A 23,263-nucleotide genomic window follows, 5' to 3' on the forward strand; every position below is an offset into this window, starting at 1 on the left:
AGCGCCGATGATACCACAGGGTGCGCGCCGCGTCGACCTGGCGATGCGGCGCCGCTCGGATACGATCGGACCCGTGCGCAGGGCTGTGAAGGACATCGCCGGCTTCCTCGAGCGCGCCGAGATCCTCGATCCGGACACGGCGGTCCGGGGCTACATCGGCGATCAGCAAGTCACGGTCGTGCTGACGCAGAAGGAGCACGGGGACCTGGATCTCAAGTCGACCGAGGCGACTGTTCCCGTCGAGGAGGGGATCCTCATCAACTTCTCGATCCGGCCGCTCACGTCCCAGGACCGGCGGGAGATCCAGCGCGGGCTCACGGTGACGCACCGGACCGGCGACGCGTCGTTCGACGACGCCTTCGTGGTGGAAGGCGCGCCGGAGCGGCTGATCCGCGAGATCGTCGACGACGAGGAGGTCCGGCGTGACCTCCTGGCGCTCAAGCCTGACAACGTGCTCACCACCCCGACCGCCTGGATGGTCCACCTGTACCACTGGGTCGAGGATCCCGCCGAGGCCGCCATCATGGTGCGGCTGGCGGCGCGGATCGGCGCGCTCACGTCGGAGATAGCCCGGCGCCAGCGGGCCGACGTGGGCCGCCTGGACATCTCCGGCTTCCGCGGCGCGCTCCCGCCGGGGACGCGAGAGCGGGACGAGGAGGAGCTCCAGCAGTTCAGGCTCCGGATGGCAAAGCGACATACGCAGCGCAGGCGCGCCGCGATCCGCCTGGCGGCGATCATCCTCGCTTCCCTCCTCGCGGGTGGCATCGCGTTGGCTTTGTTCGCCCGTTAGCCCGCTTCAGTCGAGGTCCTGGACCTTGGTCGCGTAGAGCGGCTTCGTGCGCATGCGCGTGACGATGGCCTGATCGAACTGGACCCGCTCGTGCGCGTGCGCCAGCGCCATATCGGCCTGGTAGAGGTTCGCGCCGCGGACGTCGGCGCCGGAGAGGTCCGCCTTCGAGAGCATGGCCTCGAAGAGATTGGCCCCGACCAGGTTCGCCCGGGTGAGGTTGGCGCGGATGAACCGCGACTGTGGCGCGGAGAGGTGGTAGAGGCGGGCGTCCTCCAGGTTGCAATCGCTGAAATCGGCCAGCGGCGCGCGCGCGCCGCTGAAGTCGCAGCCGACAAGGCTCGTGCCCCGGAGACAGGCCTCCTCCAGCGCGGCATCGCGGAAGTCGCACGCGCGGAGATCGGTGCCCTCCACCACCCGCAAACTCCTGGCGTGGCTCTTCGCGAATACCGCCTCGGAGGCGCGGCAGCCGAAGAGGGTGACGCCGGCGAGCTCGGCGCCGGTGAAGTCGACCCGGTCGAGCCCGCACTTCATGAACACCGCGTCGAGGAGGAACGCCTCGCGGAAGCTGGTCCCGGCGAGATCGAGGCCGTCGAGCATCAGCCCCTCGCCCCGGACGCCGCGGAACGAGCACGCGTCGATCGTAGCCTCGATCAGGACCACGTGCTCCAGGTTCGCCCCGTCGAAGCTCACACGCGCGAGCCGAGTGGCGATGAGCTGGGCTTCCTTGAGCTGGCAGCCGGCGAGGCTCGTCCGGGAGCACTCCGCCTTGGAGAGGTTCGCCCCCGTGAGGTTGGCCCCGTCGAGGCGGGTATCCACGAGGACCGCGCGCACCAGCACCGCGCGCTCCAGGTTGGCCCCGGAGAGGTTGGCCCCCGTGAGGTTGCAGCGCTCCATGAGCGCCTCGCGGAGGTCGGCCCCCGGGAGATCGATGCCGGCGAGATCCGCGCCGGTGAGATCCCGGCCGGCCAGGCTCTCCCCGCGGGCGTGCGCGGCGCGGAGCTCCTCCCACAGGCGGCGGCTCTCCCCGGGGCTGCGCAGATCGGGCTCGGAGCGATCCTGGGCGTTCATCCGGTAGGCTTCGAGCCGGCCACGGTCCTGTTCCCGGATCCTCTCCACGAACGCTGGATCGGCCAGGTACCCGTCAATTTCGCTGGCGTCGAAGCCGGCGGCGCGGCCGTCCTCCGCCAGCTTGCGCATCCTGGCGAGGTCGTTCTCGGCGGTCGGCTCGGGCGGCCCCCCCTTGAACGGCCCGCGCCACTCCTTCTTGATCTCCTTGAAGTCGATACCGTTATCCGCGCAGATCTGCTCGAGCGTCGCCTCCATCTCCAGCTGGGCCTCCTCGGCCTGCCTCTGCTTCTCGCGGAGATCCTTCTCGATCTGCTCGACCCGCTCCAGAAGCTCCTCGATCGGGCCGTCGGTGTCGATGGGAGGGGTCGGGACGGGCCCGTGCTGGTCCGGATCGAGCCCGTACGCGACGAGCAGGGCGCGCGCGGCCTCCACGTGCCGCTCACCCTTCTTCATCATGTTCTTGTAGGTGATGTTCTCGTGCGCCACGAGATCCTCCACCTCGTCGCGCGGCGAGGGCGGCCGCTTCATGCCGCCCCGCAGATCGGGCATGAGCGGCCGGTCGTCGAGCGAGGCGATGGTGCCGTGCTCCTTGCTGAGCCGCCGCTCGAGGACGCGGGCGTAGTGCTCCGCCGGCTTGGGCCGGCCCAGATCCTCGCACGCCATGTAGAGCAGCGACACGTCGGCGGCGTCGTCCTCGCGGATGGGCGCGCTGCCGTGGAAGACGAGGACACCGTGCGCGGCTTCCGGGAAGAGCCAGAGCGTGTCGAGCGACATGGGGACGTCGGCGTCGACCTCGTCGCCGCTCCGCCGCTTCCGCCGCATCATGCAGCGGAGCTGGACCTCCGGGAGCTTGAACTTGAGCTCCGATTTCTCGGGGTGGAGGTTCCTGAGCACCAGCTCCTCGTCGCCGCGGAAGAAGCCCTGGATCTGCTGATCGGGAGGGGCGACGTTGAAGAAGCTCCAGTCGAGGTTTCTCGCGAGCCCCGGGTAGTAATTGTCGAGCCACTCCTTGTCGTACGTGCCCGCCTTCTGCATGCGCTGCGGCCACGTGATGTCGTAGGGCTCGAAGCCGACCGGGTCGGGCGCCTGCGACATCGACGTGATGAGCCTCTTGGGGTTCTCGATGTTGGGCAGCGGCGTACCTTCCTTGGGCCGGTACCCCTTCCCCACGGGGTTCGGCTTGAACTCCTCGCCGCCGAACGCGTCTTCCCACCGGATGCTCTTGGCCACGAAGGGCTCGGGCTCGGTGGGGACGCCTCGCTTCCAGACCCGATCGCCCACGACAGCGATCTCCTTGAGGAGCCTCCCGTCGAGCTCCAACGCCGCGCGCACCACGTGCTGCGGCTTGCCCTGCGGCGCATGGGCGGTGGCGCGTATCAGGATCTCGCCGTTGCGCTTGGGCATGGAGGCGTCGAGCGGTGTCTCCTTGAGGATCTTGCCGACGAGGAGCCACAACGCCGACTCGGTCAAGGGATACCGGGGCTCGGCGAACGGAAACAGGATGAGCCCCGTCACGCCGAGCTTGTAACGATTGTTGTAGTCGAAGGGTCGGGAGAGGATGCCGATCTGGTTGGGCTTTACGACACGCACGTCGTCACCTTGTCTGGAGGCGCATCGAGCGCTGGGGACTTCATGAGGGACCAGGACCAGGGCCGCCGGGACCTGGGCCGGGACCGCCGGGGCCGGGACCCGGACCGCCGGGGCCAGGGCCGGGACCGCCGGGGCCTGGGCCCGGACCGCCGGGACCAGGACCCGGACCGCCGGGACCTGGGCCCGGACCGCCGGGGCCTGGGCCCGGACCGCCGGGGCCTGGGCCCGGACCGCCGGGACCAGGGCCGGGACCACCGGGGCCAGGGCCGGGACCGCCGGGGCCTGGGCCGGGACCGCCAGGGCCTGGGCCGGGACCGCCAGGGCCTGGGCCGGGACCGCCAGGGCCTGGGCCGGGACCGCCAGGGCCTGGGCCGGGACCGCCGGGGCCTGGGCCGGGACCGCCGGGACCTGGGCCGGGACCGCCGGGGCCGGGGCCGGGACCGCCGGGGCCGGGGCCGGGACCGCCGGGACCGGGGCCGGGACCGCCGGGGCCAGGACCCGGCGCACCGGGGCCGGGGCCGGGACCACCCGGACCAGGGCCGGGGCCGCCCCCTCCGGGGCCCGGACCGCCGCCGGGGCCCGGACCACCACCCACCTGCGTCTGCCCGGACTGCTTGGCCTTCAGCGCGGTCCGACGCGCGAAGAGCACCCCGTAAAGCTTCTCGTCGGCGTCGGCGTTTCGTGCATCGAAGACCTTGCCATCGATCTTCACGCCATAGACGGCGGCGTGCACGGCCACGCCCCGGATCCAGTTGATCGTGAGGGATTGCGACATCACGCCGATGCCGACCTTGCAGAGGTAAGCCCACCCGTTCTGCCCGCCGATGCCCTCCCACCAATCGTCCACGGTCATCTGACCGCCCGTCGCGATCAGCTTCACGCCGCCGAGGCCCGTCACGGTCCCTGACGCGGGGGTCACCATCGTGATCCCCGCCGACGCGCTCTTCATATAGGTCGCGGGGGTGGAGACGTTGATGGCGCCGGAGACGCTCTGGACCAGCGAGCCGCCGATCTTCTCCGTCGTGCCGCCCGAAATGGTCTGGGTGCGGCCGCCGTTGATCGTCTCGGTCAGGCCAGTGTTCACGGTGCGCGTCTCGCCGCCGGAGATCGTCTGCTCGAGGCCGCCGTCGATGCTCTGCGTCGAGCCGGCCGAGATGGTCTGTTTCATCCCCGAGTTGATCGTCTCGGTGAACGACCCGAAGACGTGGGTGGTCTGGTTCGAGCTGTAGGTCTCGGTCAGGTCGCCCGTGACGTCCTCGTTCTGGGTGCCGTCCACGGAGAGGTCCCGCTTGCCGCCGGCGTTGTGCAGCCCGTCTCCGCCGGTGGAGAGCACGATGTTGTGATCGCCGAGCCCCTTGTGGGCGCCGAGGTGGAAGAACGTGCTCTCGGGCGGCGTCGAGACGTCGATATACTGCTCGCCCTCGCGATCCTCGATCTCGATCCGGCTCAGGCTGCCGGTCTGCACGACGTTCCGCGTAGGGTTTCGCGAGGTGACCGTGCTCGGGGTCGTCAGCGCGGGCGCGGCGCCCACGATGTAGGGCCGGTCGGGGTCGCCGTGGACGAAGGCCACGAGCACCTCGGTGCCCTTCCGGAGGGGGAAGTGGTACCCTTCAGGCGCGCCGCCGTGGGGCTGCGCCATCCGCAGCCAGGCCGACGCCTTCCCGGCCGGGTTCTTGGCCTCGTCGAACAGGAGGCGCACGCGGTAGCGCCCCTCGGCGTCGATCTGCGCGTAAGGGCTCTCGGCTTCCCCGTCCACCACCGCGCTCTCGACCCCGCGCACCGCCGGCCACGGCGTGCGCCGCTCGGGCCTGTACCGCACGTCGCCGGGCTGCGTCTCCACGGTGACGTGGTAGCCGTCGTCGTCGGCCGGGAGGCCCAGGTAGCGAGACAGCGCGGGATCGGCCCCGTACTCCCTGCCCACGTGGACGATCCGGCAGATCTGGTACTTCTGGTTGAGGTTGTCGCGCGGATGATCCACGAGATCGAAGCAGAGCCCCGCGTGGAGCCCGCCCACCCGGCCGCGCCCGTGGAAGCGGACCTGGGCCGTGCGCTGCGCCTCCGCGCGTACGGAGGCGAGGCGGTCGGCCTCCTCCTGATCGTACAGGTTGTCCTCGAACCGGACCAGCCGCTCGAACCCGACGGCGACGTTCGACTGCGTGGCGCGGATGTCGAGCGCCGGCTTGAGGTAGTCGTAGTCGCCGAGCTCGACGTCCGCGGTCACGCCGGCGTGCACGCGGCGCCACGTGATCATGCGCTCGCCGGCCGAGACGTCATCGAAACCGCTCGGGTAATAGCGGACTCTCCCCGCGGGCGCGTCGTCGTGCCGGCGGGATCCGTCGCAGATGACGAGCTTGTCGCCCCCGTCCTCCTGCAGGAAATAGTAATAGATTCCCTCCCGCTCCATCCAGCGGTGCAAGAAGTCGAGATCGCTCTCCTGGTACTGGCAGACGTGCTTCCGCGGGGCGTAGGCCGCGCCGAGCCGAAGCTCGTACGACGAGATCTCGTTCTCCCGGAGGATGGCCTCGATGATGTCGGGCACCGACTTGTCGACGAAGACACGGCTGTGGTGCCCGAAGGAGAGCGCGTGGAGCTTCGGGGCCAGGGTGAGGCGGTAGACCCGGTGATCATCGCGGGCGAGCAGCAGTGCGACCTCGAACAAGAGCCCATGGAGCACACCGTCGCCGTACATGAGCTTGCCGGGCTCGCCCAGGGCTCCGTCGAGGTCGGAGGGCTCGACCGTCTGCTCCGGAGCAGGCTCGACCATCACGCAAAGGCTGTAGGGGCGGCCGAGCTCCTCCTCGCACGAGAACCAGAGGACGCGATACGGCCCGCCCGGGAGGGCGTCACAGACGAAGCGGAAGTCGGTTTTCATGGTCCCCTCCCCTCCATCGCCTCAGAGGAAGGTCACGAACCCGAGCACGAAGGTGGCCCCAAAGACCGTGCCGATCTTCGCCCCCGACTTCAACTGAATGCCGTTGTTCTGGAGCACGAGCCCTGCGCCCTCGAACTTCCTCCACACCCTGTCGAGCCGCGCGCCGGTGGCGGCGGCCGCGATGGCGGCGATGTTGATGTTGATGGCGTTCGGCCGGAACAGGATGTTGTAGGTCTTGGTGTCTTTGTTCGCGACCGCGAAGAAGAAGTTGTCGATGTTCGTCTGGCCTCCGGGGGCGTTCATGAGCCAGGAGTTCGCCAGCATGTTCATGGGCCCGTCCGTCTTCAGGGTGAAGCCGCCGTCGGCCTTCACCGTGTACATCCCGCCGCTCATGACCACGGCGCCGCCGTTGATGGTCTGGGACTGAGCCCCGTTGATCGACTCGGTCGTCCCGCCGTTGATGGTCTGCGTGCGCCCGCCGTTGATGGTCTCGGTGACGCCGCCGGACGCTGTGCGCTTCTCTCCCCCCTGGATTGACTGCTTGAGCCCGCCGGTGATGGTCTGGTTCAGCCCGGCGTGGATGGTCTGCGTGGCGCCGGCGTCGATGGTCTCCTGGAACGCGGCGGAGACGTGGGTGGACTGGTTTGCGTGGTACGCCTCGGTCAGCTTCCCCTTCACGTCCTCGTTCTGATCGCCGCCGATCGTGATGTCGCGGTTGCCCCCGGTGTGGATCAGGCCGTCGCCGCTCGTGGAGAGCACGACGTTGTGGTCGCCGAGGCCCGCGTGCGCGCCGAGGTGGAGGAACGTCTCCTCGGGAGGGGTCGAGACGTCGATGTACTGCTGCCCGTCGCGATCCTCGATCTCGAGGCGGCTTTTGCCGCCGGTCTCGATGACGTTCTGGGTGTTGTTGGCGCGCGTCACGGGGGAGGGCGTGAGCCTGTTGGGGACGGCGCCGGCGATCACCGGGCGATCCGGATCGCCGCCGATGAAGGTCACGAGCACCTCCGTCCCCTTGCGGAGGGGCAGGTGCCAACCCTCCTGTTTGCCCCCGTGCGGCTGGATCATCCGGATGCGCGTCGAGGCCTTGCCCGCGGGCGACGCGTTCTCGTCCATCATCAGCTTGACGAGGTAGCGGCCGTGCTCGTCGATCTGCGCATAGCGGTCGCCGCCCGGCCCGTCGACCATGCCGAGCTCGAGGCCGGCCCGAGGCCAAGGGGTGATACGCGGCAGGCGGAACTGCACGTCCGATTCGATCGCCTCGACCTCGATCCGGAGAGCTTCCCCCGCGAGCGCCGCCGTCTCTTCCGGCTGGAAGAAGGAGATCAGCCGACCATCCCGTTCGCCGATCTGACCGAGGCGCCGGAGGCGCACGGCGAGGTACGCTCGATTGAGCGCGAAGGTCGGGTGACGGTCGATCTCGAACGTGAAGCCCGCGTGGAGGAGCAGCACCCGGCCCGCGCCCAGGTAGCGCCGGCGCCGGCTCTTCTCCAGCTCGGCGCGCAGACCGGCGACGCGGGCGGCCCCGCCCTGATCCAGCTCGTTCGGCGCCCACCTCCGGACCTTCGCCGAGAGCCCCGGCGCGACGGGCTCGGAGGCGCCGATCGTCGCGTCGGGCGTGAGGTAGTTGTAGTCGGCCTCCCCCACCTCGGCGGGCAGCGCCCGCTGCGAGGCGCAGAAGAAGCCGAGGTGCCGCGTCGCCGAGACGTCGGCCCCGATCGTCGGATGGTAGGGGATCGGGTGATCGCTGCTCGGCTCGTGGTCCGCGGCCGAGTCGCAGAACGTGAGCTTGCTCCCCTGGTGCTTGTGATCGAAGAAGTAGTAGATCCCCTCGCGCTCCAGCCATCGCTGGATGAAATCGAGATCGCTCTCCTGGTACTGGCAGACGTGCTCACGCTTCGGGTACGACTTGCGGAGCTTGAGCGCGTAGGTGCTCGCCGCGATGCCCGCCTTCTCCAGCACCTCCCCGAGGATGTCCGGGAAGGCCTTGTCGACGAAGACGCGGTTGTGGGCCGAGCGCCGCAGGAACCACAGCGCGGGGACGAGGCGGAGCCGGAAGACGGGGCTCGGGGCGTCCTCGAGCAGCTCGACCTCCGCGATCTGCCCGGCGATCTCCGTCACGCCGGCGTCCGCGACGCCCCCCGTCCCGTCCGAGCCGAGCGCGAGCGTGCAGGGCTCGCCGCGCAGGCCCTCCGGGCTCAGGTCGAGGCTGTCGTCGGCCTCCAGGTGGAAGCAGACGTCGTACTCGAAGCAGCGCCCGAGCTCCTCGTCGCCGCGCAGCGCGAGCACGCGGGGTCGGCCGGGGATGGCGTCACAGGAGAGGGTAAAGAGAGCCATTCACAGCCTCCGCCCTAGCCGCCCCACGCGTGGAACCCGCCCTTGTGCTGGGAGAACGCGTGGCTCGACACGCCGATCCCGTCCGTGGTCAGCATGGCGAGGGCCGTCGACCTGATGTGGTTGGAGATGGTGTGCTTGAGAGCGAACACATCGGCCTTGACGCCGATGAGCTCGACGTACAGCCCCATGGCGTCGATCTTGTGCCCGGTGATGGTGAGCTGCTTCTCGAAGAAGACCCTGTACTCGCCTCCGGCGAGCTGGAATTCGCTGTCGAGGCGCCGCTGCCCACCCGGGGCGAGGAGGTTGAAGCCGCCGGTCGCGATCATGGTCATGCTCGCGGGCGTCGAGACCTCGAAGCCCCCGGCGGCGGTGATGAAGTAACCCGCGGGGGTCGAGATGGTGGCGCCCCCCGAGATCGTCTGGGTCAGGTCGCCGGAGATCGTCTCCACCGACGATCCCGTGATCGTCTGGGTCCGGCCGCCCGAGAGCGTCTCCTGCTGACCCCCGTCGACGGTGCGCAGCTCGCCGCCGGAGATCGTCTGCTGGACGCCGCCGTCGATGGTCTGCGTGGAGCCGGCGTGGATGGTCTGCGTCGCGCCGCCGTCGATGGTCTCCGTGAGCGAGCCGTCGACCGTCGTCTCCTGATCGGCGTGGTAGCTCTCGTTGACGTTGCCCTTCACGGACTCGTTCTGCTTGCCGCCGACCGTGATGTCACGCGTGCCGCCGGTGTGCATCGAGGTATCGCCGCTCGTCGAGAGGACGTAGTTGTGCGAGCCCAGGCCGGCGTGCGCGCCCAGGTGGAGGAAGGTCTTCTCCGGCGGCGTGGAGATGTCGACGTACTCGGAGCCTTGCTTGTCCTCGATCTCGATGCGGCTCAGGCCGCCGGTCTGCATCACGTTCTGCGAGTGGTTGGCCTGGACCACCGGGCTCGGCGTCGTCTTGTTCGGCGTCACCCCGACGATCACGGGCTGGTCTGGATCGCCTCGCAGGAAGCCGACCTGCACCTCGGTGGCCTTACGCAGCGGCAGGTGCATGCCCTCGGGATTGCCCGCGTGCGGCTGGAGCATGCGCAGGCGTGTGGAGGCGGCGCCGTCGGGCAACCCGCTCTCGTCGAGCAGGAGCCGCACGAGGTAGCGCCCGTGCCCGTCGAGCTGGGCGAACTCCGACTCGGCGCTCCCGTCGATGCGCGCCCGCACCGTGCCGGAGATCCGAGGCCAGGGCGTCAGCGACGGCGGGGTCCAGTGCTGGCTCGCGTCGACCAGCTTGACCTCGCACTCGTACGGCGGGCGATCGGAGGAGATGGTCTCGCCTCCGCCGGCACGAACGGGGCCGCCAGCCACGCGGGCCTCGCTGCCCCTGTGGACGATCTCCGTCACCAGATAAGCCTTGTTGAGCTCGCCGCGCGGGTGCTCCACGAGGTCGAATACGAACCCGGGCATGAGCCCGAACACGCGCCCCCTGGCCTGGCAAGTGGTGCGCCCGGCAAGGTATTCTAGCGCGCGCGTCTTGGCGTGGCTCTCCGACCGCTCGGGCCGGTCTTCGTTGACCTTGAAGAAGTGGACGTCCCCTCCCACGCTCGCCGGGGTGGCGTCCGCAGACCCCGTGACCGCGAGCTGGGGGTGGAGCGGATCGTAATCGGTGACGGTGACCCTCCGGGGCGTCACCTCGTGGCGCCACCGGAAGGTCCGCAGCGCCTCCCCCGCACTGACGTCGTCCTCGCTCTGCGGCACGAACCTCACCGGCTCCGTGCGAGCCTCCGAGTGGCTCGACTTGCTGTCGGTGAGGATCAGCTTCTCTCCGCCGTCGCCCTGCTCGAAGAAGTAGTACGCGCCCACGCGCTCGAGCCACCGGGTCAGGAAGACGAGACGGCTCTCGCGGATCTGGCACACGTGCGGGAGCGCCGGGTACTTGCCGGTCAGGCGCAGCTCGAAGTCGCTGGAGGAGAGCCCGCCATCCTGGAGCGTCTTCTCGAGGATGTCGGGGAGCGCCATGTCGATGAACACCCGGCTGTGCTCGCCCAGCGAGAGGCCCCACAGCTTCGGCACGAGGTCGAGCCGGAAAATCGAGTGCTGCGCCAGATCCTCGACGAGCTCGAAGGCGGCCACCGTGCCCGAGTAGGTGCCGTGGGGAGCGCCCGGGCGGTCGTGATGGATGGTGAGCTTGGCCCTCTGGCCCGTGGCAGCGTCGAGTCCGAGCTCGAGGCCATCGGCCAGGGGTACGGAGATCCGGATCTGGAACCGGTAAGGTCGGTTCAGCGCCTCGTGGCCGTCGAACGCGACCACCATCGCGCTCCCGGGGAGGAACCCTGCCGAGATCTCATAGAGTCGGGGCATGACGGTGCCTCCAGGGCAGGGAGCCTACGGGGCGAGCAAGAGGACCATCACCTGGCTGGGGACCGCTCGCATGCCCGGGCAGTTGGTGTTGTTCTGGATACCAACGCTCGTGAGCCGGGTCGCCGGCTGGCCGCCCACGAGGACCGTGAACGCGGCGGTGACGTGCCGGTTGGGCCCCATGACGGTGCCCGACGCGACGCCGGTGGCAACGCCCGCGTTGTCGCCGTTCGACATCGCGGTGGAGCTCGACATGTTGTGCGCGGGGGCGTACATGAAGAGCACGTTGGGCACGGGCTTCGTCACCGTGGGCCCCATGCCAACGTTGGGATAGGGGATGGGCACGGGCGCAGGCGCCGGGGGCGCGGGCGTCAGGCACACGTCGGGAAAGCCCATGTCTACTCCCATCATCTGCGTGTTGGCGAAACACATGGTCGTTACCCGACGTGGACCTGCGCGGCGTCGAACTTCACGAGCTGCTCCGCCGTGGTGACGGCGTTCTCCCCGTGGATGTGGACGAGGTTCTCGGCCCGACGGTCGATGTTCTTCGCCTCCACCCGGTCGAGCTCGTCGGTCCGGCGCAGGAAGTTGACGGCCCGCTGGTAGATCCTCCCGGCGATCGTGTCGAACGTCTCGGCGACCACCCGCACCTTCTTCGTCTTCGTCGTGATGGAGTGCCCGACCAGATCGAGGAGCGAGGAGAAGGCCACTCTCACCTCCGCCGCGTCGACCTCAACCGCGCCGACGTGCACCCCGAGCGCCTCGGGCGATGCGAGGTCGACGCCTTCCTTGGCGAGGACGCGGAGCCGGCCGTTGGGCACGCTCAGGGACACGTCCCGGTCGAAGACCAGCTTGGTCTCGCCGGCGTGACCGCGCCGGAGGACGGCGAGCACGTACGCCTCGTCCCGCGAGCCCACGACGAGCACGCGATCCCCGGGCGCCGGGGAGACGATGCAGGAAGGGGCGATCTCGGTGTCTCGCTCGCCCGTCGACGTCGCCACCCGCACCCTCTGCCCGGCGCGGGCCAGCACGGTGCCGAGATCCGTGGTCACGTCCGGCTCGGTGGGGAAGAGCGCCCGCGCGGATCGCGCGGTGGGCAAGACATGCACGGGGGAGCTCTCCACAGTTTCGGCTGCGATGACCATGGTCGTTCCTCTTGCTTGCGAGAAGCCTAAAGCGAAGGGGTGAAGTTCTCGGCCCGCGCGCGCTCTTCATCGGTTCCGAGCGCCACGGCGCGCGTGGGGATGGTGGCGCCGGCATCCTTGACGCCGTGCAGGATGGCGCGAAACATCTTCGCTCGCATGAAATTCGCGTTCTCGAGGTTCGACCCCGAGAGATCGGCGTAGGTCACGTCAGCGCCCGCGAAGGAGCCGCCGCGCGCATTGATGCCCCGGAGCGCCGCTTCACGGAGCCGGGCCCCCGAGAAGTCGGCCCGCGAGACGTTCGCGCCGTCGAAGAGCGCCTGTTCGAGGGAGGTGCCGCGAAAGCTCGCCCCCTCGGCGTTGGCTTCGATGAACATGGCGCGCGCGCAACTCGCCTCGTCCAGCCTGGCACCGGAGAGGTTGGCCCCCTTGAAGTTCGCCTGGACGAGCTGCGCCCGCTCCAGGATCGCTCCGGAGAAGTCCGACTCCTGGAGCTGGCAGAGCTCGAAGACGAACCCTGCGAGGTTCATCCCATGAAACCCGCACTTGTTGAGGACAGCCATCTCGAGGCGCAGGCCATCGATGGCAATCGTCCGGAAGTCGACGTCGGAGACGAAGGTGCGCTTCAGGACGGCTCCCCGGAGGTCCATCCCGTCCATCGGAGCCTCGGAGATGATCGTCCGATCGATGGCCGACCGCGCGAACGAGGCGCCGGACAGGTCGCTCCTGAAGACCGTCAGCATGAGGATAGGCGTCTCGTCGAAGCGGGCCCCCCGCGCCAGGCTCTCCGTGAGCTTGGTGAGCTGGACGTTGGCCCCGACGAACGAGGCACCCGACAGATCGCACTTGTGGAAGGCGGTATGGTGACAATCGGCGCCCGCGAGGACGGCATCGCGGAGGTCGCACTCGATGAACACGGCCTCCTTGAGCCTTGCCCCGTTCAGGCGGGCACGAGCCAGGTTGCACTTCGAGAAGAGGCCGCCCGAGAGATCGACGCCCGAGTAATCCTGGTCTGCGAGGTCCAGCCCATCGCAGAACTCACCCGAACGCACGCGAGCTGCCAGATCTGCCCCATGCACACACCGAGCCCTATCAGCTTCGTGCGTGCGCGTCAAGGTCACCCCCTGCCCCGCGATCGTCGTCCTGTAGAGCGACGCGCTATCTATGATTCCTCTCCGAAATCTGCCTCAAGGTCATACCCTGACAATGATCGTGTACGCTCGATCGTCCTCACCCACGAAGATCGCGGCGATTTCAATGTGGCGCGCCTCGCCGCCGCGGCGTAAGTCGTCCGAATACCTCGACCTGTCCTGCCGGACAGGTGAACGAGACCTGCCGCTCCAGGATCTGAATCGCCACCGCCTGTTCGGTCCTCTAGTACTAGAGTCGCACCTCGACATCGATTCAGCGTCGCGAAGAAGCTTTCGGCCACGGCGTTGTCCCAGCAGTCGCCAGCGCGGCTCATGCTCGGGATGAGCCCATGCGACCCGAGCGCTCCGCGGTAGTCGTCGCTGGCGTAGGGGCTACCGCTTACTCAGGGCGAGGGGCGGCCCCGAGGGGCCGGCGCGGCCTTCAGCCAGAGCGCGGCCGCCGCGGCGATGGCGTCGCGCTCCCCGTCGAGGTCGATCGCGAGCGGCCGCCCCGCGGCCGCGGCCATCCCGTGCCCGACGACGTAGCGCGCCAGCGGGTAGTCGTGGGTGAGCATGCCCGCGACCTTGGGGAGGGCCGGCGCGCCGATGCGCTCCAGCAGGGTCACCGCGGCGACCACCTGCTCGTGCGGGTGGCCGCGCGCGATCGTGGCCTCGAGGGCGTTCACCTGGAGGTCGGGCCCGTAGAGCGCCCGCAGCGCCTCCGCGCGGTAGCGCTTGCCCCACCACCGCTCCATGTCGCCGATCAGGCTCGCGACGCTCCGGTCCGCGTGGCACAGCGCGCACTCGATCGGGCGGTCGCCCTCGACGCGCGCGCGATCGGTCGGCGAGCCGACGCGGTGGTAGCGCGTGAGCTCGTAGGCGAGGCCGAGGTTCTTGCGGGGCATGTGGCACGCGAGGCACGCGCTGCCGGCGCTGTCCGGCGGGTGGTGCGTGTGCGCCTGCAGCGCCGCCCCGCCCTGGTAGGCGGCGTGGCAGCGGACGCACGTCGCGTTGCCCGCCACGGTCCCCATCCGCTGGAGCGCGCCGCGGTCGTCCTCGGCGTGCGGGTCGTGGCAGTCCGCGCAGCTCATCGCGTTAGCGCAGCCGCCCAGCAGGAAATCGCGCGCCTCGCCCGAGTTGATCGAGCTCCCCCCGGCATCTCCGTTGCGGCGGCCGCCCTCCCAGGTGTACGGGTACACCGAGAGGAGCACGCTGTGGCAGCGCGCGCAGGCGCGGTTCAGCGCGGCCGCGCGCGTCGATGCCCGGCCCTCGGGCTCCCGCACCGCGACGAGCTGGCTTTGTACCTCGAAGCTCGGCCGGCGGGTCCAGTCGCGGGCGTGCTCGGCGCAGCCGTTGTGGCACGACTCGCACCCGATCCCGATCTCGATCAGATCGCCCTCGTCCACGTGCCGCAGCGACGCCTTGCGCGCCGCCTCGATGAGCGCGGGCAGCGGCTCGTCGTCCGGGGTCCCGCGCCGCGGGGCCGCGCCCTGGACGTGCCCGATCTCGTCCTCCAGCGCCCTCCGCAGCCCGTCCGGATCGGTCACGTCCAGCGTCCACCGGCGCGAGGCCGGCAGGAGCCGGTCCGGCACCGCCCCCTGGTAGGGCGCGCGCCGGTCGAGGAGGTCGTCGTAGAGGCTGGCGAGGTACGGCGCGGTGTTGTGGCAGTAGATGCACGTCTGCCGCCACGATGTGCCCGGCCGGAGCTCGCTCCGCTCCGGGACCATGACGGAGTAGCCCTTGTACCGCCACGTCTTCTCGGAGATCAGCCACGACACCGGCATGACCGGCTCGGCGCGCGGATCGCCCGCTGGGCGATCGTGAGGGCCCACGCCGGTCACCTCGACGCCGACGTAATCCTCCCGGTAGCGCCCGCCGATGACCTTGGTGATGCGAAAGATCTGCTCCCCGCGCGACGCCCTGGCGAGCCGGATGTACCGCTGGCCGCCGTGCGTCTCCATGGTGGCCGTGTCGCCCTTGAACGAGAAGGTCGCACCGTCGAAGGGCGCCTGGATTTCCTGCGGGCCCGCGCTCCGCGTCATCCGGTGCATCGGCGACCGGCGCCACGCCTCGTGGATTTCCGCGTGGCACGCCGCGCACGCCGCGGAGCCTGCGTAGTCTCGCCGCAGCAGGTTGCTCGCCTGCGCCGAGGGCTGGGGCGACGCCGAGGGCGGAGGCGACGGCGAGCGCTGAGGGCCGGGCGAGAGCGCGGCCGCGCACCCGGCGAGCGAAAGCGCGCCGGCGAGCGCCCACGTCCAGCGGCCGGCGGAGAGGTCGAGATCCACGGTGCCAGTCCAGTACTACAGCCGCACGTCGGCGCCCACCGAACGAGGTGGGCGCCACCGGTGCGCGGACGAGCCAGTCAGGAAGGGCTCCGAGAATCTTGACTTTGCGAAACGCGTTTGATTGTCCTATCCGCTAAAGGATAAGTTTTATGGGATTGAAAATCTCAGCCGATGAAGACGAAATTCTTTTGTTTGAGCGTGTAGTGAAACATTTACAATCGTCTTATGGATATTCACTCGAAGATGCAGAGCGTCTGGTGAGCGGATACTACGAAAAATTTACAGATCAAAATTATTGTGACAAATACGATATCACGGCTCAAACGATGGATTTCTTTGGTCACATAGAATCGAGAGGAATGGCTGATAGAGTTCATTTTTATGAAGGCTTGAAGCATGAGCCTGATGAGGCGGCGTTCATCGAATGGCAGCAAAAGAATGGGATGTGATTTAAAGTGTGTGTGTGGGCGGCCCGGGGCGCGTGGCCGGTAGCGCCCTCTCGCGGCGGCGCGGGCGGGCAGCCGGCGCCAGTAGGCCGACACGCGCTGGAGCCGCGCAGGTCGCTGCGCGCTGGCGCACGCCCTGGACGGTACGACCCACGTCCGTGGCGGTGTCCTCGTCTAGATTCCGTTTGACGCCGATCCTGCGATCAGAAGAATGGTCCGCGTCGCCACGTTGCCCGCGTGTTTCGGACGACCGGGAGGGAGACGATGAGGACGACGGACCGGCAGATCTCAGCGTCGGCAATGTTCGGTCTCCTGCTCAGTGTCGTTCCGACGCAGGCCGACGCCTCGGAGTTGAGTGCTGGAATCAGCTTCGGGGGGATCCAGGCCGGCACCGTGACACGCCTGGCGGTGAGTCCGCACGCGGGAATATCGTGGCGCATCAGCGGCGACATCATTTTAAACGTCCACGATCTACTCAGCATTATTCCCCCAGTCCAGATAGGCGGGGCCGGTGTCTACAATAGCACCATTACTGCTCTCGGATATGGTTGGAAGAATGGCAATTTCAGCGCTGGACCATCCGTTGCGATCTACTTCATGCCGGCTTGCGGAAGCACATTGTGTGGGCACGTCGCCGGGATGGGGGTAGGCGCGCATGCGCAGACCAACGCGTACGTTGCAGGACCCCTCGGCGTGTCGGTGAGCGCCAATGTGGACTGGGTCGGCGGGAACAGCCTCGTGCTCCCAGGTTACGTGTCCGTGCTTGTCGTCGTCGGTCCCGTGCTTCGATGGAGTATAAAATGAACGCGAAGTTAATACTGTTTCCGATTCTGGCTGTCGCCATCTACACGCTGGCGGCCTGCAACTTGACGGTAGGATACTGCTATCCCCGCGAGGAGTGGGTGAAGGGCGAAGGTGCAGGTGGACCGGTCGGGCCGTCCGTTCCTGTCTATACCTCCGTCGCGTCGGGGGACTTCGGGGCGGAGCCGCCGAGCGGGCCGGAGTACGGCAGCGAGCGCAAGCTCCAGTGCAACAGAACGGACGACGAGGACGAGGACGAGGACGAGGACGAGGACGAACGCCCGAGCGACAGCTCGGAGACGCCGACAGCTAGCCCGACGAGCCCGCCAGATCCCTGCCAGCAGAGCGGCACTCCGACCATGGGGTGCACAGGCAAAAAACTGATCGACCCGCGGGCTTTCGATTTTGTTACCATCGTTGCCTACGATGGGGCAGTCGCGGGTGGTTGGCAGGAGGCAAAGGCATATCTGTTCTTCGGCCACAATCAAGAGGGCGACGATGCGTGCATGGTTCACATTGGGATGCCATTAAAAAGCGTGGTTTGGGGGAAGATCTCGGCGGAGAGGGCGGCCACCATCAGCGCTGATGTGGCGAATTGGTCAGCGGATGAAGTATACAATAAGGATGACGGCGAGAACCTCCCTCCTGGCATATTCTGTAGGACGTTCAAGGCTAGAATAACAGAGCAATTTGAGAGCGATTTTTACAAGCCCCTCGGTGCCAGACTCCAGAATCCATGAAACACAGCCTTGCCGAACTACTGGATATTGTCTACCGATACTACCCCCGTGGGGTTGGAATCACCGACGATGTCGACGAACAGCTCCGCAACAAGACCGAAGAGCACGCCCGGCTAGTGGCCGCGCGGATCCAGGCTTCAAAGGACGAGCGCTGGCACGCCATGCGGCGTCGGATCGGAGAATGCTTCCCCGGCATGCTCACGGATCAGTCGCTACATCTCCACAGCGGCGGCTGCGATGGTTGCTATTCCTTCACGATCAATCTGCCACAGTCTGCCGGCCGAACGCTCTCGTTTGAAGTGAGCTTTCTGGCTCCTTACTACATCATCCACAGTCCGCGCACGATCGAAATAGTGAAGGAGCTAAGGGACTCTTTCACGGTCTCCTTTCGGGGTATGCTATTCATTGTGTCTCGAAGCCCGCTCGATCCCTGGCTCATCTCGAACCCGGACCATGAAAGCCCAAGGACCGTCACCATAACCCGGCGATACGTCACCTTCGATCTGTCGCCTGACGAGCAGCCGTACGCGGACTGGATCGCCCACGAGATCGAAGCAACGTTTGGTTGCGAGCGCATGCCGCCAGAGGTCGGAACCGTACTCGTGCCGGAGGTGGCGACGAACCTGCGGATTCCAGGGAAAGTCAGGCTATACGACTGCCTGTTTTCGGATCGCTACACATGGGTGAAGCCATCGCCGTCCGAAGTGCCGGCACCTCGCGCAAAGGTCGATGAGAGCAGCCTTACAGATCGGTTTGTTGCGGTGCTTGCTGTGCTCCGGGCGCATCACCAGATTGGATGGACTCTCAGGTGGCCTGCGATGGTTAGAAGATTGCCGGAGTCAGAACGACAGTCGGCGGCGTTTTTTTTGTCAGCGTCGACGGATGGCTTTCTGCACAAGGAAAAGATGCTGGAGGAGCTTGCGCGCATGCGCCCGCACGACGAATCGCCGGAGACTCTCCCCGCCATGGCTGCCAAGCGTGAGCTCGAAGCGCTGGTCGCTTCGTGGGACGGTGAAGGCGAGCCGCCGGCCTCCATGGTCGCTTGGGCCTCCAGCTTCCTGGATAGCTGGCTCGTGGACTCGGATTCCGAAGCTCCCTCGTAGCCGTCGTGGAGCTCTGCGCCGTCCTCGCCAGGGCGTGACTTCGGCTATTCGGGAAAGGGAAGCGTCGGGTGGGCCTGGCCGCTCTCTCCCACCGTCGTGCTGCCATCGTGGTTCCAGCTCATGCCGCCCTTACCCGGCTGTCCGGTCTCGATGGTCACGCCCTCGAGCGTGAGCTGATCCTCGTCGAGGTAGGCGATGCCGATGGAGTCGCCTCCGCGCCCTGGGCCGCCGTAGCCGCCGGGCCCACCGTCGCCTCCACGGCCGCCGAGACAGGAGTAAAACCCGTCCCCCAGCGCTCCGCCCCGTACGCCTCGGCCGCCTCGGCCGCCTCGCTGGGGTTCCCCGCCGTCGCCACCGCTGCCGCCAAAGTCCGCCGTGATCTTGGTGTCGCGCACGGTCACCCGGGCATGAAGCGCGAGGACGGCGATGGACGGCTGTCCGTTCGCTCCCCCGCGGCCTCCTCGGCCTCCGCAACCCCCGGCCCCTCCCGAGCCTCCTCCCGGGCCTCCCTTGGAGGCCACGTCGCACAGGGCGAGCCCGCCCCGACGGCCGCCGCCGCCGCCGCCGCCCTGGCCCGGCGTGCCCCAGGTCCCTGCGCCCCCTGTGTCGCCCTCCCATCCGGTCTCGGTGAGGCGTCCGATACCCTTGCCGGGCGCGCCCTGCTTCCCCGGAGCCCCCGGGCCCCCCTTGGATCCGACGTAGCAGCTGGCGTCGTCCTGCTCTGCGGTACCACCGCGTCCCGAGGGCGAAGCGTCGGCGGGCTCCCCGTCGCCTCCATCGTCGGCGCCGTCGGGCAGCCCATCCCCTCCCTTGCCGCCAACGCTCGTGAGCCCGCTCTCGCATTCGTTCACGACCGCAGGCCCGCCGGCGACGACGACCGCCGAGCACGCGTCCCCACCGAACATGCCATCCGGTCCGTCCGGTTGGCTGTACTGCTGCCACTTCGCGCCAGGACTGCCTCCATTTCCTCCGCGGGTGGAGATCTCGCTCCGCACGATCTCCACTGCCGTGTTGGACTGAATGATCACGCCGACCTCGCCCGCCGAGCGGACGTAGAGATCGGCGAGCGTCGACACCCCGTCCGCGGCCCCCCTGTCCTCGGGGCCTGCGGGCTCGACGATCACCATGGGGCCGAAGACCGTCGTGTGAGTAAACGAGGACAGCGGGATTCGGGGGTCGCGATTCCATCGCCGGCAGTCGAAGCCCCCCAGCAGATCCACGCCGGAGGGCATCCTGATCTGATTCACCCCGAATCCGTCGTTGCAGATGAACACGCGCCCTCGTCCAGTGCGCGCGAGCTCGACGGCGCGCTCGACGGTGAACACCGGCTTCGCCTTCGTGCCGGGGTTCTTGTCGTCGCCCCCACCCAAGGCTCCGGCGACGAACACGCCGCAACCGTCGTCGATGATATCGGCAGCGACGTGCTCGACGCAGACCGACTCCGGAGGCGGCTCGCCCACGCATGAGGAGCCTTCACAAGGCGTCACGCCAGGGTCGTTCACGCCGGGCGCAGTTCCGCAGCCGATCGCCCACGGGGACAGCAGAAGGACCAAGGTCGCCGCGGTGCTCTTTTTCATGTGCATCTCCTGACGTGCGCCGACCGGCACAGGGCGGTTCACTGAGGCGGTTCCGGGGCCGGCGCATCGAACCGGTACCAGAACACCTTAGTCCCGTCATGCGCCTGGCCGGAGTGGCTTTCCGGGGTTGCATTGCCGCCGAGCCCCCCGGTGCCGGCTTGGCCGGGCGAGACCGTCGCATGCGGCAAGATGGTCACGGCGGCGCCCACGGAAGCGATGCCGAGCGAGTGGCCACCGAGACCGCCGCCGGCATCGCCCCCGCGACCGCCGTCGCCGCCATCGCCGCCGGCGCACCCTCGCGACGTGTCGGTCAGAAGCTTGTTTCCGCCGAGGCCGCCGCCGGCGCCAATGCCTCCCCACTGGCCCGTTCCGCCGACCCCGCCGTTGCCGCCCTTGGCCCCGAGGACCGTGCTGTCGTCATCGACCGTGAGGTCGCTCCCTTGCAACGCCACGATCGCAATGCTCGCGCCGCCGTAGCCGCCCCCCTGGCCCCCCTTGCCCCCGCAGCCGCCGCTGCCGCCCGATCCGCCGGCCGCACCGCCCTGGGGTCGACCTGCCGGACACGCGTTCATGTCGTCGCGCCCCTTGCCGCCGCCACCCCCGCCGCCGCCCTGACCGGCACCGCCCCTCGCCCCGTCCTTCCCGCGGACGCCGACCCATCCGTCGAGGCCCAGACGACCAGGGTCAACCGCTCCGGCAGCGCGCTCCGCATCGGCGCCGTCTGCTCCCCTCTCGCCATCCTTGCACGGCATGCTGGACGCGCCACCGCCAGCCAGGCCGCGATTGTCCGGAGTCCCGATCGGCTCCGGCAATCCTGACGTCCCGTCGCCGCCCGTCTCGAGGCCTCCATCGCCCCCCTGGCCACCCGTCGACTCGATGCCGTCGTCGCACACGGTCACGACCGGAAGGGCGCCCAGCGCCACGTCCGCGGTGCAGGCGTCTACGCCGTTGTTCCCCACCACGCCGGCGCTCGCGCGGAAGCTCGGCGCGTCCTCGCCAGGCTCCCCATCCTTTCCGTCGCCTGCGAAGATCTCGCTCGCCCGCACGATTGCCCTGGCCCCAGGGCTCAGGAGCATCGCGATCGACGACTTGCCGTCGCTCGCGGAGGCGTCGGCCGCCACCGCGCGCACGCCGAAGATCACGGACGTCGTATCGTCCGTCGCGATGACCGCATTCTCCCCCCCGAGGACCCGAACCGGGATCCCCACGGGCGGAGCGATGACGGTCAACGCGCTCTGCCCGTCGAGCGGCCCTCCGTAGGACCAGTCGCCGCCGGCACACAGACGGCCGCCCCAGAGGTCGACACCCTGGGGGAGCGAGATCGCCTCCTCGAACACCCCGCCGCACGCGTACACGCGCCGGGTCGGCGCCTCGCCGTGCCCTCGCCCGTGCGCGGCGAGCCCGATCGCGTGCTGGAGCGTCTTGACCGGCGCTCCCTTCGTTCCGGGGCTGTCGTCGTTGCCCTGCTCGCTGACGAACACGCCGCACTTGTCGAGCGCTGGCGCGTTGCCGGGCTCTCCCGCGCACAGGTCGGGCGGAGGTTCCGGATCGGGAGCACACGCCAGCTTCTCCGAGCAATCCTCGGGATAGGCAGCACAAGCTGTCAGCGTGCTAGCTCCCCACACGCAGACAGCGAGAGCGACGGCCGACGTCACGGCGCCTCGGTCTGCCAGCGGACCCATTCTCTCGGCCCCTCGCGTGCTCACCATACACCCTCGAGTCGCGCGCCGATTTCGTTTCCATTCGCCACGGGCGATACGTTGACCCGATCCTGAGCCGGCTTGAATCTCAGGAAAGAGAAGTCCGTGAAGAAGGACGCGGCGGTCACGGCACCGACGACACCGCCCGTGATCACCGTGGCCAGACCGGCGCGGCCGAACGTGTTTCGCGCGTCCTGCAGGCGCGCCAGCTCGCCACATGGCGAGCTCCGAGGCGCTTGCCAGCACATCGACGTGCTCGACGACGGCTCGCTTTGGAGCCAGTCACGCCGGGCGCTCAGGTCGTCATCGAGCTTGCCGGCGTGGATCATGAGGATGGTGCCCACCGCCACGCCAGCCGTCGTGACCGCGATCCCCGTGATGCGCAGCGTCCCCGGCCAGGAGGCCCACGGGCTGGGCGCCTTCGCGCTCGCAGCGGACAGCGCGCGCTCAGCGGGCAACGTGCGCAAGGCGGGCGGCGTCGCTGGCGCGGTGTCCCTCCTGCTTCTCGCCTCCGTGGCGCTCGCCGCCGCCGCGCGGGATAGCTCCATCGTCATCTGGTGCTCCGCGCCCACCACGCCGAGGAAACCCTGAAAGGCGTCTGCGTGGCCCGGTGCCCGACCCCGCACCATGACGTGTTTGCCGGGCTCGAAGAAGAGCGTATAGGTGCGCGCGGTCCGTCCGACGCGCTCGCCGTCGATGAGCACCTCGGCGTCCGGCGGATCGACCGAGAGCACGAGCGTAGCGACGCGCTTCACTGCCTCGCGCTGGCCTGCCTGGAATCGCCGCTCGAGCGCGTCCGGCAGCGCTTCGCGCTGTTCGAGGCTCTTGGCAAGGTGCTCGGCCGCATCGCGGTACCTGTGCAACGCGACCTCGCAAAGGCCGAGCTCGCCGGCGATCTCCGCCCGCTCTCGCTCGGTGCTGGTCGCCGGGTCCGCGGCGTCGAAAGCAGCCTTGTAGGCAGCGTATGCCTCGCTCCACCGCCCGGCATTGCGCGCTCTCTGACCACGGCGAACATGGTCCTTCACCGATGCGCTGTCGCTCGGTCCCGCCTTCGGAGGGGACATCGGCGGCGCTGGCAGACTTCGTGAAGTCTGTTGCGCCTTCGGGGGGGCATCATCGGCGCTTGCCGAGGTCGGGAAGCCTGTCGCGGCCCCGAGCGTGAGGAGAATCGCGAGCGAATGCGCAATGCAACGCATCCAGGGACGGTACTGACGCCGGCCGTTCGGCGTCAACCGCCAGGAATCGCGACGCCACGGCCGTTTGAGCGAGAATTGGCGGTCGTATGACGGAATGTGCTCAGTCGTCCTCTCGACCCGCCTTCGCGTGGCCGAAGATGACACCTTGACCTACATTAT

General features: G+C 68.6%; 16 protein-coding genes and 1 pseudogene. 5 read left to right on the plus strand and 12 right to left on the minus strand.

Annotation, left to right across the window (positions count from 1 at the left end; genetic code table 11):
* Nucleotides 1-73: 73 nt before the first annotated feature.
* Complete coding sequence (locus WMF22_RS38205) at nt 74-790, plus strand: hypothetical protein (protein ID WP_437294877.1); 717 nt, start codon at nt 74-76, stop codon at nt 788-790.
* Between the two features lie 6 nt (nt 791-796).
* Here WMF22_RS38205 and WMF22_RS38210 read toward each other — a convergent pair whose 3' ends face one another.
* From WMF22_RS38210 to WMF22_RS38250, 9 genes and pseudogenes are all read right to left on the minus strand, one after another.
* The gene (locus WMF22_RS38210) at nt 797-3,448 is read right to left on the minus strand and encodes a DUF2169 domain-containing protein (protein WP_438032955.1); all 2,652 of its coding nucleotides are present in this window, start codon (nt 3,446-3,448) and stop codon (nt 797-799) included.
* A gap of 40 nt (nt 3,449-3,488) precedes the next feature.
* Nucleotides 3,489-6,320, minus strand: coding sequence for a type VI secretion system Vgr family protein (locus WMF22_RS38215; RefSeq protein WP_438032956.1), 2,832 nt, complete (start codon nt 6,318-6,320; stop codon nt 3,489-3,491).
* 21 nt (nt 6,321-6,341) lie between these two features.
* On the minus strand, nt 6,342-8,654 hold the full coding sequence (locus WMF22_RS38220) for a type VI secretion system Vgr family protein (protein WP_438032957.1): 2,313 nt from the start codon (nt 8,652-8,654) through the stop codon (nt 6,342-6,344).
* Between the two features lie 14 nt (nt 8,655-8,668).
* The gene (locus tag WMF22_RS38225) at nt 8,669-10,987 is read right to left on the minus strand and encodes a type VI secretion system Vgr family protein (protein WP_437294881.1); all 2,319 of its coding nucleotides are present in this window, start codon (nt 10,985-10,987) and stop codon (nt 8,669-8,671) included.
* A gap of 24 nt (nt 10,988-11,011) precedes the next feature.
* Nucleotides 11,012-11,416 carry a DUF4150 domain-containing protein gene (locus WMF22_RS38230; RefSeq protein ID WP_437294882.1) on the minus strand — a complete coding sequence of 135 codons (405 nt, stop codon included), beginning with the start codon at nt 11,414-11,416 and terminating at the stop codon, nt 11,012-11,014.
* Between the two features lie 5 nt (nt 11,417-11,421).
* The gene (locus tag WMF22_RS38235) at nt 11,422-12,129 is read right to left on the minus strand and encodes a DUF3540 domain-containing protein (protein ID WP_438032958.1); all 708 of its coding nucleotides are present in this window, start codon (nt 12,127-12,129) and stop codon (nt 11,422-11,424) included.
* A gap of 26 nt (nt 12,130-12,155) precedes the next feature.
* Nucleotides 12,156-13,178, minus strand: a complete 1,023-nt coding sequence (locus WMF22_RS38240) for a pentapeptide repeat-containing protein (protein ID WP_437294884.1) — start codon at nt 13,176-13,178, stop codon at nt 12,156-12,158.
* Nucleotides 13,179-13,531: 353 nt separating this feature from the next.
* Nucleotides 13,532-13,654: pseudogene (locus WMF22_RS38245) on the minus strand (IS3 family transposase); the annotation flags it as partial.
* Nucleotides 13,655-13,660: 6 nt separating this feature from the next.
* Nucleotides 13,661-15,541 carry a cytochrome c3 family protein gene (locus WMF22_RS38250; RefSeq protein WP_437294885.1) on the minus strand — a complete coding sequence of 627 codons (1,881 nt, stop codon included), beginning with the start codon at nt 15,539-15,541 and terminating at the stop codon, nt 13,661-13,663.
* A gap of 149 nt (nt 15,542-15,690) precedes the next feature.
* Here WMF22_RS38250 and WMF22_RS38255 point away from each other — a divergent pair, with 149 nt between their 5' ends.
* The 4 genes from WMF22_RS38255 (at nt 15,691) to WMF22_RS38270 (ending at nt 18,631) form a co-directional block, all read left to right on the plus strand.
* On the plus strand, nt 15,691-15,990 hold the full coding sequence (locus WMF22_RS38255; protein ID WP_438032959.1) for a hypothetical protein: 300 nt from the start codon (nt 15,691-15,693) through the stop codon (nt 15,988-15,990).
* A 261-nt stretch (nt 15,991-16,251) separates the two neighbouring features.
* Nucleotides 16,252-16,791: a hypothetical protein gene (locus WMF22_RS38260; RefSeq protein WP_438032960.1), complete on the plus strand. Its 540-nt coding sequence runs from the start codon at nt 16,252-16,254 to the stop codon at nt 16,789-16,791.
* Nucleotides 16,788-17,528: a hypothetical protein gene (locus WMF22_RS38265; RefSeq protein ID WP_438032961.1), complete on the plus strand. Its 741-nt coding sequence runs from the start codon at nt 16,788-16,790 to the stop codon at nt 17,526-17,528. Before WMF22_RS38260 ends, WMF22_RS38265 begins: the two co-directional genes overlap by 4 nt.
* On the plus strand, nt 17,525-18,631 hold the full coding sequence (locus WMF22_RS38270) for a hypothetical protein (protein WP_438032962.1): 1,107 nt from the start codon (nt 17,525-17,527) through the stop codon (nt 18,629-18,631). The genes WMF22_RS38265 and WMF22_RS38270 overlap by 4 nt, the downstream gene beginning before the upstream one ends.
* 44 nt (nt 18,632-18,675) lie before the next feature.
* Here the strand turns inward: WMF22_RS38270 and WMF22_RS38275 are convergent, their stop codons facing one another.
* The 3 genes from WMF22_RS38275 to WMF22_RS38285 all read right to left on the minus strand — a co-directional run bounded on the left by WMF22_RS38275 (nt 18,676) and on the right by WMF22_RS38285 (nt 23,140).
* A complete protein-coding gene (locus WMF22_RS38275) occupies nt 18,676-20,208 on the minus strand; it encodes a hypothetical protein (RefSeq protein ID WP_437294890.1) in 1,533 nt (510 codons plus the stop codon).
* A 38-nt stretch (nt 20,209-20,246) separates the two neighbouring features.
* The gene (locus WMF22_RS38280; RefSeq protein WP_438032963.1) at nt 20,247-21,689 is read right to left on the minus strand and encodes a hypothetical protein; all 1,443 of its coding nucleotides are present in this window, start codon (nt 21,687-21,689) and stop codon (nt 20,247-20,249) included.
* Between the two features lie 221 nt (nt 21,690-21,910).
* Nucleotides 21,911-23,140: a hypothetical protein gene (locus tag WMF22_RS38285; protein ID WP_438032964.1), complete on the minus strand. Its 1,230-nt coding sequence runs from the start codon at nt 23,138-23,140 to the stop codon at nt 21,911-21,913.
* Between the last annotated feature and the right edge of the window lie 123 nt (nt 23,141-23,263).

Source organism: Sorangium sp. So ce204, assembly GCF_051526795.1.
In the GTDB taxonomy this organism is placed as follows: Bacteria; Myxococcota_A; Polyangia; order Polyangiales; family Polyangiaceae; genus Sorangium; species Sorangium cellulosum_B.